This window comes from Balneolales bacterium ANBcel1 (assembly GCA_029688905.1).
Lineage (GTDB): Bacteria > Bacteroidota > Rhodothermia > Balneolales > Natronogracilivirgulaceae > SLLW01.
In genome coordinates, this window is the sequence record JARULB010000003.1 from 264,606 (window position 1) to 276,938 (window position 12,333).

Genomic DNA, 12,333 nt, shown 5'->3' on the forward strand with positions numbered 1-12,333 from the left:
TTTATGACTCCTCAAAGATTATTATTTAAAATCGTGCAGATTCGTTGGTGCGGATGATTATATGGCCAGACTACCGCGTACCGGCCGGCTCATTTGCTGTAGATTCACTATGCTTTTTTTATGACCGGCGTTTGGAAGCAACACAAAGCGAATATCAACATTATATTACTACGTATGGTGATAAAAGCCTAAAGTCGAATCATCCGAATCGGCCGGTGATGTATTCTTCTGTTCGGGATTGCTTCGGATTGGTGAACAGGGTATTGGTTTCCCCGGCCTCCACCAGCTCCCCGACATAAAAAAACCCGGTCTGATCGGAAATCCGCGCCGCCTGCTGCATGTTATGGGTAACTATGACAATGGTAACCTGCTTTTTCAATGTGTGGATCAGCTCCTCAATCTTGCTTGTGGATTGCGGGTCAAGTGAGCTGGTAGGTTCATCCATCAACAAGACTTCCGGATCTACCGCGAGTGCCCGGGCGATTGAAAGCCGTTGCTGCTGGCCGCCCGACAGGCTGGAACCGGGACTCTTCAGCCGGTCTTTGACTTCATCAAACAAAGCGGCTTGTCTGAGTGCGCGTTCGCAGACTTCGTCCAGTAACTTCCTGTTCCTGATACCAACCAGTTTGAGTCCGGCCACCACATTATCATATATCGACATTGTCGGAAATGGAGTCGGTTTTTGGAACACCATACCGATGCGACGGCGGATGAGCACGGGATTGACATCATCCCCATAGATATTTTTCCCATCCAGGAGAACCTCGCCGGTCACTTTCGCCGAGCGAGTGAGGTCGTGCATCCGGTTCAGAGCCCGCAAATAGGTGGTCTTCCCGCAACCGGAGGGGCCGATCAGGGCGGTGACCTGTTTATCCTTCAGTGAAAGTGATACATCCATGACTCCGACGACCGATCCGTATTTGACCGTCAAATTTCTGGCCTCCAATCGAGTCTTCCTTTCGGCTGAGCTGTCTGGGTTTTCTTTTAATGAGGTGTTTTGAGACACGGGTTTCCGGGTTATGTTTTCTGTATTGGGTTTACTGTCTGATATCTTCCGCACACTCAATCGGGGTGGCTCCTGGAGCTTGGTGTCCGGCTCCTTATGTAATTTGAATGCAGTAGTATCCGATGGTTCACACTCTGCTTTTCGTTGCTTTAACAGTCCGGGTGTGACCGGATGACAAAACGGCGTTGTTTCAGTTGCAGATAATGTATTTGATGTTTGCATACAGAGTTTTACCGCTTCTTCTTTTTCCAGGTGTTGTTTCTGGTTTGAACTATCCGCTTTTTTGTCTTGTGGCCAATCGTGCGGTAATAAAAGTGAACATCACAAATGCCAGAAGCACTATGGCGGCCGCCCAGCCCATGGTATGCCAGTGCGAGTACGGACTGATGGCCAGGCTGTAGAGCCGCTGGGGCAGGGTGTCGGCCGGACCCAGTATCATCCCCAGCCAATGATTCGGCAGATAGTTGTTGCCGAACGATGTAAACAGAAGAGGCGCGGCCTCCCCGGCGGCGCGGGCAAAGGCGATAAGTATTCCGGTTACCAATCCGGTTTTCGCAGCCGGCATAACGGTTGACAAAACCACACGCCAGCGCGGGAGTCCGATGGCCAGCCCGGCTTCCCGTATTGACCATGGAATGGACATCAGCGAGCTTTCCGTGGTACGCGCCACAATGGGAAGCATCACAAAGGAGAGCGCCACCCCTCCGGCCAGGCCGGAAAACGTACCCATCGGCTTGACAATCAGTACAAAGGCAAGCAGTCCCTTCAGGATGGCCGGCATGCCGTTCAGCGTGTCATTGAGAATGCGCAGAGGCGGATTCAGCTTGTGATCCGGGTATTCGGAAAGCATGATACCGGCTCCCATCCCGATGGGAACGGCGATCATCAAGGCCATGAAATCGACAACCATGGTACCGAGAATGGTGTGAACGAGTCCGGTGGGCCGTCCCTGCATCGCCCGCGACGGCGACCCGAGCTCCTGGGTAAAGAAATCCCAGTTCAGTGCCCCGATACCGTTTACGATTACGTGGACGATAATGATGACCAGCGGAAGCAACACCAGTATGGTGCTTACCACCAGCAGGACTTCCATGATCCGGTCACGAATATTTCGTTGCAACATCGTTCTCATACGACCTGCCCTCCTGTTATGGAATACTTCCGCGTCAGGTATGCCGCAAGCAGATTGACTACCAAGGCGATGATAAACAGCGTAAATCCAATCGCCATCAGGCTGGAGAGGTGGAGCGATTCGACGGCTTCACGGAATTCGTTTACGATGACCGACGGCATGGTAGCACCGGCTCCCAGAATTGAAAAGGGGAGTGTGTTCTTGTTTCCGATGAGCATGGCAACCGCCATGGTTTCGCCGATTGCTCTGCCCAGCGACAATATGGCGCCAGCCATGATTCCGCCGCGGGCATAGGGAATCACCGCCATTCGGATCACCTCCCAGCGTGTGGCACCGAGAGCCCGGCATGCCTCGCGTTGCTCGACCGGCACCGATCGGATGGCATCTTTGGTGAGGGCCGTTGTATAGGGAACGATCATTATGGCCAGCACCACTGTGGCGGTAGCCATTCCGTAACCCATGGGATTACCGAGAAGGGGCAACAGGGCCGGGTGATTCATATCCGCCCATTCAAATACCGGCATGTAAACCGTTTCACGCAGCCACGGGGCCAGGACAAAAATCCCCCAGATTCCAATCACAACACTTGGGATGGCGGCAATCAGCTGTACCAGGTTATCTATGATGCCGGAGAGCCAGCGCGGGGCGTATTCCGCTGAAAAAATGGCCACGGCTATGGCCGGGAAAAAGGAAAGCACCAGCGCCAGGGCACTTGTTACTATGGTTCCAAACAGAAACGGAAGAGCCCCGAAAGTCAGCCGGACCGCGGGGTCCCAGGTGGTACCAGTCACAAACTGAAAATAACCGAACTGCTGAAATGAGAGTCTACCCTCGCCATACAGCACAACTGCCATGGCTCCGGCAAGCAGCATAATCGAAATACCCAGAGCAACTACCACAGTGGAAAAAATACGGTCTCCAAGCCATCGGTATATGATCGAGGGCGGTTCTTTTAGCAACTGCCTGGTTTGTTGTGAAATTTCGGAATCCTTTGTCTTCATGTAATAATAGGTGAACTTGTTAAATGCGATCGGTAATGCCGTACGAAAAAACACCGTGACAGAGGGGCTTTCGTTTGCCCTCCGCCACGGTGATGGTTCACGCTGTCAGATCAGTTGTCTCTCTGCGAGTATCTGTTCTCCGATTAATTCACCACGCCATTTAATCTGGCGGATCATATTGATTGCACGTTCCAGTGCTGCCTCGGGTATTTCGGCATATCCAAGCGACTCCGCCAAATTCTGGCCATCGGTAACGCTCCAAACCAGAAACCGCACCAGTTCTTCCGCCTCATGGCGATTGCTGACGGCATTATTGGCGTCAAGGTTTTCATAGACCAGCATCCAGGCAAACCCGGCAATGGGATAGCCGTATTCGGCCGGGGTATTGGTGAACAGCACCCTGGTGTCCTCCGGCAGTTCAATATTGGCAGCCTCGGTTGTTGCCGCAAAACTCGGTTCGATCACATTGCCCGACGCGTTGATGACCGATCCAAAAGACATGTCGTTCAGCAGAGCGTATGAAAGGCTGTTATAGCCGATTGCACCGGGAGTGTTAATTACGGCTCCGGCCACTCCTTCATTCCCATTTCCCCCGATGCCTGTTGGCCAGTTCACGCTGGTGGCATATCCTACCTGCTCACGCCACTCGTCGGATACGCGGGAAAGGAAGCTGGTCCAGACATTGGTGGTCCCGGAACCGTCCGACCGGTGCACTACGGTAATGGGTGTGGAAGGCAGGTCTGTATTCGGGTTCAATTCGGCAATTCCGGGATGATTCCAGCGAGTGATCTTCCCCATGAAAATTTCCACGAGGAGGTTTCCGTCAAACACCAGTGTCTCGGTCACACGAGGGAGGTTATAAGTGGGCACCACATCGGCCAGGGTGATCGGGATATTAAAAGCCCGTCCACCGGTCGCTTCCTCAATGTTGCGCATCACCTCATCGGAGAGAAACGCTTCCGACATGCCGAACATCACGGTTTGTTCCATGAATTGGCGAATGCCGCCTCCGGAGCCGATGGACTGGTAGTTGACGGTTATCCGGTTACTGGTGAGGTCACGGTAATCATCCGCCATAGCGGTAATCAACGGGGCCGGGAAAGTGGCTCCGGCTCCGAGAATATCAATTCTGGCACTGGATGCGGCTCCGCCGGTTCGGTCACCCCGCAGTTGTCCGGGAGTTTCACCACCTCCATTTCCACACGCGAAGGTCAGAAACAGAAGGCTCAATGCCGTCAGATAGAATTGTGAGAATTTCATAGGGTATGTTTTCTTTCCGTTACAGGAGTTGTTCCGATTGATTGTATCAGGCTTGGTCATCATGCAAAAAGGCAGATTCGCTTTGTTTCATCCTTATAACCTGTGCTGAAAATGCAGGTATGCAAGTTTAGGAACCCCTCGTTACGGTTGTATTATGTCAGCGTTAAGGAATTGTTACGATTTACTACGCCGCATCTATTTTCACATCGGGAGAGGGATTGCAATCAATGCGGCTGCTCGTGAATCATATCGCCGGGAAGGGTTTCGCGTACGATTACTGCTGGTTTTCAATATTTCACGACATTACGCTGTGTTTACAATCTCTTTACCTGTATTTAACACCGGCATTGATGTGGGCCCGAAAATTTGCTTGTTTCGCAAGCTTCCGGGCCTTTTCTTTGCATAGCTATACGCAACTTTCAATTATCTGTCAGGAACCGGGTCCTGTCGCTTCCCGCTCCGATCAACAATCAGATTCAAAGTGTGCGGTTTCCAGGAACCATGATCCGTAGTGCCCAGACCCATACCGTGCCAACACTACCCGTAACAAGCAGGTGATGACCGAACCTGTCCATCGATGGATTTTTATCGTTTCATGCAGCGCTATGCTGGTTTTCGGGATCGTCATGACGATCCTCGGCACCGTTTTGCCGTCGGTCATCGCAAGGTTTCAAATCAGCAATGCCGAGGCGGGCACCCTTTTTGTATTTTTTAGTTCGGGGTTACTTGGCGGATCCCTGGTTTTTGGTCCCGTCGCCGACCGTTTTGGCTACAAATGGCTCCTGAGTTCAAGTTTGCTTTTGGCTGCCATGGGGCTCTTCGGAATTGCCTTTTCCCCAACCTATCCGGTACTTGGAACCGCACTGGTTATTTGCGGGTTTGCGGGGGCCGCCATCAACGGGGGAACCAACGCGCTGGTATCGGATATCAGCGAAGGCAAGCGGGGAGCACGACTGGCACTGCTGAGTGTTTTTTTTGGCATCGGGGCGTTTGGCGTTCCTCTCATTTTCGGATCCCTGCTTGACCGATTCCCCTTCGAGGGTTTGATCTCCGCCATCGCCGTGACCGTGCTTATACCGCTTGGCCTGATACTCTCACTCCGGTTTCCCCCACCCAAACATGAACACGGTTTTCCCGTAGCCGAAGGCCTGGGACTACTGAAGGAGAAAACCCTGCTTCTCTTCGGACTCATTCTGGTGATTCAGGGCGGACTGGAGATGTCCATGGGTGGATGGTCGGCCGCCTATTTCACCGACATCCTGCAGGTCTCTTCCAGCCGGGCGGTTCTGTCTCTTTCATTGTTCTGGTTCGGCGTAACACTCATGCGGATGTTACTGAGCTTTCTCTTGCTCCGGTTTCCGGCAACGGCCATCATGTATGTCAGCTACCTGTGCGCATTCACCGGATCCCTGGTACTGCTTTCGACTTCCTCGCCGGCCATCGCCCTTGCCGGGATTATACTGACCGGAGCCGGTCTTGCCGCAGCATTCCCGGTTGTACTCGCCTATGTCGGCGACTTGTACCGGCATCTTTCGGGTACCGCCTTCAGTATCATTCTGGTGATGGCCCTGGCGGGTAACATCACCATGCCCTTCCTGATCGGCCAGCTGTCGGAAGCGTTTGACCTGCGCATTGCCCTCATCCTTGTCCCGGTTGGAATCCTCCTTTGCCTGGCACTTTTCGGCATCAGTGAACGGCGGGTTAAAAGTGCACTTTGATTGCACACCGAAATCCGGAATCGGACTTCGACAACTCCGGCACCGAACTGCCGAATGCATCCCGGTTTTTTTTTGTTTGGGAGATACCGGAGACAGTCACCCATCCACCCAACAAGATCGCTGGTTATGATGTAACCTCTTGATTATCAACACAGTTTTCTGAAGTCAGGTCATAGACACCATCCACTATTTCAAAAAAGGAGCACTATGGTTACCGAAAAAACAATTAAACAGCTTATTGATAAAAACGGTGAACCGAAAATCACGATCACCCTGCCGACCCACAAAGTAGGATCCGATCGCCAGCAAAATCCCATACGTTTCAAAAACCTGCTTGCAAAAGCTGGTGAGGCTCTCACCGCCAAAGGGCTGAAGGATCACAATGTCGACGACTTCCTGAAACCTGCGAAGGCGTTGCTTGGCGAGTCGCTGTACTGGTCGGAAATGGGACACGGAATGGCCATCTATATTACAGCCGACCATTTCGAGGTTTTCAAACTGCCCTATGAAGCCGATGAAATGGTTTATATCCAGGATCATTTTCTGGTGACCCCGCTCCTGCCGATGGTCAGTACTGCCGGCAGCTTTGTCATTCTGGCCATCAGTCTGGAACGAACCCGGCTTCTGCGATGCACCCGCTCTGCGGTGGAAGACATCACGCCGGAGGATATTCCCGCCGCCATAAATGACTGGCTCGAAGAGAAGCCGGAACAGCAGATTCAGTTTCATACCGGAAGCAATGACGGAGACAGTGCCGTTTACTTCGGGCACGGCAATACCGGAGAGGAGCACAAAGAGATTGTGGAAGAGTATCTGAAGGATGTGCACAAATCGGTGGCTCCGGTGATAAAAAAACTCCGGGATCCCCTCATACTTTCAGGCTTGCAGAAAAATGTCGGGTTGTATCGGAAAACAGAGCAGCATATTCGTAAGCTGGATCAGATCATTGATCACAACCCGGACGACCTTTCCGATGCCCAGTTGCGCGACAAAGGCTGGGAAATCATCCGGGAGCATTTCCTGAACAACCTGTACGACTCACTCGAGAAGTACCGCAACAGCGCGTCGGATCGGGTTTCGAACGACCCCTCCGAAATTATTCCTGCAGCTGTAATGGGTAAGGCCGGTGCCATTTTCATCGCGAAAAATGCCATCAAGTGGGGGAAGTACGACGAGGAAACTCATAAGGTGCTGTACCGGAACAAGCCCGGCGATGGCGATGTAGAGCTGATGAACTGGCTCTCCATCAAGGGACTGGAAACCGGCAGCAATGTATATGTGCTTCCCAGGCAGGATATGCCCGTTTCGGCCGATGTTGCGGCACTGTTCCGCTATTAAGCGGGGTTTTGGTACTCGCGGCCGCATGGCTGCCGTTTAAAAATCCCTGGCAGCGGAATGCAGCCGTCGGGTACTGTGCGGCTCTGTTCCATGGAGTAGCTGATTCTCAGACAACCGGGAAAAAACTGAGAAAAAAAATTACGGCGTCCGGCGTAAACCGGGTGCCTTTTTTTATTTCAGGCCGGCGGCCGCTTCGTTCACGTTCAATACGTGATCTCCGATTTTTTCCAGGCGATTGATGAAATCCAGGTAGTAGATTCCCGCTTTGACATCATAGTCACCATGCTCAAGGCGCACATAATGGGATTGGCGAAGCTCGTCGCGCAACGCGTCAATCTTGGCTTCCATCAGCTCGGCTTCTTTCATATCGACATCGCCGTAGTCGCCCGTAAGATTATCCCGCATGAGTCGCAGGGCATCCTGAAGCAGCTGCATCATATCCTGAATCTCCTGGTTGGCGCTATCCGGCATTTTAATGCCTTCCGACAGCATCCTGTCGTAGGTTCGGGAGATCTGGTAGTAGAGGTCGGCGATACGTTCCAGGTCGTTGATCATGCGGAGCATACTTCGCACTCTCCGCGAGGAGGTCTTGGTCAAGTTATACTCCGAAAGGTTGGTCAGATACTGCGCCACTTCCAGCTCAATCCGGTCGGTGATCTCCTCCCGCTCCTTGATCTTGTCCAGGAACTTCTGATGTTTGTCCTCACTTTTGAAAAACAGGCCGTACGTGCTGAAGCTTATCTTTTCGGTAACTTTTGCCAGCAGCTCGACCTCTTTGTACGCCTCGTCAATAGAAAGCTCGGCGGTGGGCATCAGGCCGCCGCTGATATATTTAAGCGTTTTCTGCTCATCCTCCCTGCCCCGCGACGGCTGTATCCAGGTAACGAGCCGGATCAGATAGGGCACAAACGCAAACAGCACCAGCACATTGACGACATTGAAAACCGTATGGAAGAGTGCGAGGCCCATGGTTGCATTAAGCCTGGCCTCCGGCGAATCGTCCAGTATCGACAGGTGGGCCGGGGTATAATTCAGTATGATGTAATCAACAAAATTCAGGAAGTAGGGCAGCAACGCAAGCATCCACAACACCCCGATCACATTAAAAAACAGGTGGAACCGGGCGGCACGCTTGGCGTGCACGTTTCCGATGAGAGCGGCAATATTGGCGGTAATCGTTGTCCCGATGTTCTCACCCAGAATCATGGCCGCGGCAATGGGGAAGTTGATCCAGCCCTGAGCCAGCATGACCAGCGTTATGGTGGTTGCGGCACTGGAGGATTGGGTAACCAGGGTCAGAATGGTTCCGACGATGACAAAAATCAGTGTTGTGCCAAACCCGAAGTCGGTGAACCGGTCAAGGAATGATAGAATTTGGGGGTTTTCCTGGATATCGGGCACCGCATCCTTGATGAACTCCAGGCCGATGAACAGAATACCGAATCCGATCATGGCCTCGGCGACGTGTTTCAGCTTGGTATTACGGACAAATAAAAAGGGGAAGAAGATTCCGATCAGGCTGACGGCGATCGGGGTGATCTGAAACCTGAATCCGAACACCGATACCATCCACGCCGTTACGGTGGTTCCAATATTTGCCCCCATGATGACACCGGTCGACTCCAGGAAGGTCAGCAGCCCGGCATTGACAAAACTCACGACCATCACGGTGGTCGTGGTGGATGACTGGGTGATGGTTGTTGCGGTAAAACCGGTGGCGATGCCGGTAACGCGGTTGGTGGTCATTCCCTTCAGAATGCCGCGCAGTTTATTTCCGGCCACTTTCTGCAACCCGTCACTGAAAATTTTCATCCCGTAGATAAAAATACCCAGCGACCCGATCAGCTGCAGAAAATCAAATAAGTTATAGGTCATATGGCACTAATGAGGCGGTTCCCCATGTTCCGAAGTCCTGTATGCAATCTAATAATCTTTCCTGGCAATTGAGCTGTTATCGACAGTGCCAAAGTTATCATTAAATTGTGAAAAAAAATGGAAAGAAATTGCGACAATCGCAGGACGTCATCACACGAAGGAACCGCCTGGCCGGCAAGCGGAACCATCAACCGGCCATATTAGAACAACGACCTCATAAAGTAGTATCTCAGGGAGATATCGAGACGAAAATCGGAGCGTGTGTCGTACACATTGCCGAAATCCCTCCGGTCGTGTACATAGGCTACGCTGCCGGTCACCGCGATATTGTTTTCTATAAAATAGGTGACTGCCGAATTGATCCGGAATACACGGTCACTTACGCTGTCGTCACCGCTTCCCAGTTTTTCGTAGTTATTGGAAATGGCGCTTTGAATCAGGATGCGGTCCGTGAGATTGTAGAGGTGCCCCACTTCAAAACCGACCTGAAACAGGCTTTCGTTATCATCTTCATCCGAGTAGGTGGCCATTCCCAGACCGATATTGGCCCTTGCTGAAAACATCTGCTCCAGATTCAGGTTGTGGAACATGCGGCCGCCAAGATTAACCCCGATTCGGGTTTCCGATCCATCAAGGTCCCACAAGGTATTTCCATCCTCTTCCCGCTCATCGGTAAACCTCTGATGATCAACAAAAACCGTAGCGTTTCCGTCCCAACCCTGAAAGCGCTGGCCGGTGGTTTCCATAAGGGTCTCCGTCAGAAAGTACGCTTCATAAAAACTGAGCGAGCCGAGCTGGTCGGGGGCAATTTGCCCGACTTCATTCCAGAAGTGCCTGGCGGGGCGGTCATATCTTCTGTTGAACCCGGTTCTGCGTGCGAAAACGTTTGCCATTCCCTGTATTTGTGCATCGTTGAGCTCGCCGACGCCGACGGCGTTCATCCGCTCGTTAAATCGCAGCGCGCGAATGACAGGGGTTACATCACGAACCCGTCCATATCCGATACCACCGCTCAGCTGCAGCCTGGAATCGGTTCTGCGCTGGAACTGATCCACCCCGACATCCCGGTCTACAGCTCGTCTGTTGGTATTAAGATCAAAGGAGGCCTGCCCGATTCCAAAAAGCAGGTGTTCAAAATAGTACCGGCCGGTGCCATTCAGCGCAAGGTCGGTTCTGAATTGCCGGTCTGTAATTTCGTTTTCATTGGGATCCTCCTGATGGTTGCGGAACAACTGCATCGGCAGCTGCGCCCGTGCATCCAGTACAAGTTTTTCACTTTCGCGGTAGAAAAAATAGACGGGGTTAATCCTGCCGGCAGTGTTCCGGTTCTTCCAATCATTAAAATCATTCACTGCGCGGAACGAACCGTCAAAGTCAAGATACAGCAAATCATAGCCCCAGTCGGGGAGACGATAATTTTCAAGGTGAAGGGTTTGGTCAGGGTCGGTAAAACCGATCGTTTCCTGGGCATTTACTGCCTGACTGCCCAACAACAATACAAGTATCAACAGTAGAATTTTTTTCATGGGTACACCTCTTCGCTATTAAATAATAATTACGGGAGGCAATGGAAGGCACATGCCCCCTTGCTGGAAATAAATAGATAAACACTCCCCTTAATGCCGGAAAACTAACACTTTTCAACATTTTTCCATGATTATTTTTTTTTAAGGTGCCGGCTTGCAATGATTTGACCTCGTTGGCCCGGTTCATTGGAATGGCGCCGTCCAATCCCTATTTTGATGAGATGCGCGAACCCTTACATACCTTTTCACCCCTGGCGGCCCATCATTATCCGCAGTTCCGATTCCGCGACGGAATGCGCTTGCTCTGGAATCCGCTTGAAAAAAAAACCGCCCGCATTCGTCCGGAAGAGCGTGTCCGGCTTCAGGTTATAGATTACCTGACTCTGGAGGCCGGTTTTTCTCCAAACCGGATTGCCACGGAAAGAGCGGTTCCTTCCCGGTATTCGCGCGGCAGGACCGATGTCCTTTGCTACGACACATCCTTTGCTCCCCTGATGCTGGTCGAATGCAAGGCAGAAAACGTTGTGCCGGGGCCAAAGGCTGCGACCCAGTCGGCTGTTTACAATCGATTTGTGAAGGCGCCTTATATACTGCTAACCAACGGCCTGCATGATGCCCTGTTCCATGTAACCGACTCCCTTGAACACCTGCCTCCCGGCCGGTACCCTTCTTTTCTTTCCCGCGGCGGCTTTACCGACTCAACTTCGGAGTACTGGATGAACCGCGGCTTCCTGCACAACAATATGGAGCAACAACCAGCATCCCTCCTGTCGGGGCTGCTCTGCCATCTTTTCCATGTATCGAGTGTCGCGAAAAGCTACATAAGAGTCTCCTTTCCCGACGACGGAATGCCCCTCCATCACTATTACGCACTGCTCTCTGTTCCCGGTCACACCGAGACCCTTTACGCTTTCACCCTGATGGCCATTTCGGAAGATCAAACAGCCCTGAGCGTCATCTCCAATTCTGGAGGCCGAAACACCGGCTGTCTCCGGATGCTCCTCTCGAATGACGGCAGCATCACCACCATAGAGCATTATCGCCCAGGCAAAGGTAGCATAACACTTCCCCCGATCTCAGGTGTGGAAGAAATCCTGGGAAACCTGCCTCTCTCATCCGGAATAACCGATCGTAAGTCCGAAGCAGATCCGAACCCGGCAGGACGCTACAAAACGGATGATCCCCCCGGAACAGAACCTTCCGGCACAGGCAGGTCAGTCGATCAGGGGCCCGTCGTGAAATGTCCCAAAGCCCCATCGATCCGGCGGAAGGATTCTGATTCCCGGCATAAGGACAAAACGGATAAGATCTCCACCGACCGGCTGCCTTTGACGGAATCTGCTGCTCGTGCCCCGGACGACGCAACGGATGTGGCGCACATGACATATGAAGAACAGCACGACCCGGTGCTGATCGGGTTGTCTGAGGTGCTGAAATCCTTTTTCAACGATAATCATTAATACAATTGCTGATTTCC

General features: G+C 52.3%; 9 protein-coding genes. 3 read left to right on the forward strand and 6 right to left on the reverse strand.

Annotation, left to right across the window (positions count from 1 at the left end):
- Positions 1–199 precede the first annotated feature (199 nt).
- The 4 genes from pstB to pstS form a co-directional block, all read right to left on the reverse strand.
- On the reverse strand, positions 200–1,006 hold the full coding sequence (gene pstB / locus QA596_05500; protein MDG5766913.1) for a phosphate ABC transporter ATP-binding protein PstB: 807 nt from the start codon (positions 1,004–1,006) through the stop codon (positions 200–202).
- Positions 1,007–1,277: 271 nt separating this feature from the next.
- Positions 1,278–2,138, reverse strand: coding sequence for a phosphate ABC transporter permease PstA (gene pstA / locus QA596_05505; GenBank protein MDG5766914.1), 861 nt, complete (start codon positions 2,136–2,138; stop codon positions 1,278–1,280).
- Positions 2,135–3,097 carry a phosphate ABC transporter permease subunit PstC gene (gene pstC, locus QA596_05510; GenBank protein ID MDG5766915.1) on the reverse strand — a complete coding sequence of 321 codons (963 nt, stop codon included), beginning with the start codon at positions 3,095–3,097 and terminating at the stop codon, positions 2,135–2,137. The genes pstA and pstC overlap by 4 nt, the downstream gene beginning before the upstream one ends.
- Before the next feature lie 147 nt (positions 3,098–3,244).
- A complete protein-coding gene (gene pstS, locus QA596_05515) occupies positions 3,245–4,399 on the reverse strand; it encodes a phosphate ABC transporter substrate-binding protein PstS (GenBank protein ID MDG5766916.1) in 1,155 nt (384 codons plus the stop codon).
- 557 nt (positions 4,400–4,956) lie between these two features.
- On the opposite strand from pstS, the gene QA596_05520 reads away from it, so the two are divergent.
- Both QA596_05520 and QA596_05525 read left to right on the forward strand, forming a co-directional pair.
- Positions 4,957–6,117: an MFS transporter gene (locus tag QA596_05520; protein ID MDG5766917.1), complete on the forward strand. Its 1,161-nt coding sequence runs from the start codon at positions 4,957–4,959 to the stop codon at positions 6,115–6,117.
- Between the two features lie 207 nt (positions 6,118–6,324).
- Entirely contained in the window at positions 6,325–7,455 is a 1,131-nt protein-coding gene (locus QA596_05525) for a hypothetical protein (protein MDG5766918.1), read from the forward strand.
- Between the two features lie 171 nt (positions 7,456–7,626).
- Here QA596_05525 and QA596_05530 read toward each other — a convergent pair whose 3' ends face one another.
- The gene (locus QA596_05530; GenBank protein MDG5766919.1) at positions 7,627–9,330 is read right to left on the reverse strand and encodes a Na/Pi cotransporter family protein; all 1,704 of its coding nucleotides are present in this window, start codon (positions 9,328–9,330) and stop codon (positions 7,627–7,629) included.
- Positions 9,331–9,530: 200 nt separating this feature from the next.
- Positions 9,531–10,856, reverse strand: a complete 1,326-nt coding sequence (locus QA596_05535) for a hypothetical protein (protein MDG5766920.1) — start codon at positions 10,854–10,856, stop codon at positions 9,531–9,533.
- Between the two features lie 164 nt (positions 10,857–11,020).
- On the opposite strand from QA596_05535, the gene QA596_05540 reads away from it, so the two are divergent.
- A complete protein-coding gene (locus QA596_05540; GenBank protein ID MDG5766921.1) occupies positions 11,021–12,316 on the forward strand; it encodes a type I restriction enzyme HsdR N-terminal domain-containing protein in 1,296 nt (431 codons plus the stop codon).
- The last annotated feature ends 17 nt before the right edge of the window (positions 12,317–12,333 follow it).

Coding starts and splice junctions, on each gene's coding strand:
- pstA (MDG5766914.1), bottom strand. CDS start 2,138: ATGAGAACGATGTTGCAACGAAATATTCGTGACCGGATCATGGAAGTC.
- pstS (MDG5766916.1), bottom strand. CDS start 4,399: ATGAAATTCTCACAATTCTATCTGACGGCATTGAGCCTTCTGTTTCTG.
- QA596_05520 (MDG5766917.1), top strand. CDS start 4,957: ATGACCGAACCTGTCCATCGATGGATTTTTATCGTTTCATGCAGCGCT.
- QA596_05525 (MDG5766918.1), top strand. CDS start 6,325: ATGGTTACCGAAAAAACAATTAAACAGCTTATTGATAAAAACGGTGAA.
- QA596_05530 (MDG5766919.1), bottom strand. CDS start 9,330: ATGACCTATAACTTATTTGATTTTCTGCAGCTGATCGGGTCGCTGGGT.
- QA596_05535 (MDG5766920.1), bottom strand. CDS start 10,856: ATGAAAAAAATTCTACTGTTGATACTTGTATTGTTGTTGGGCAGTCAG.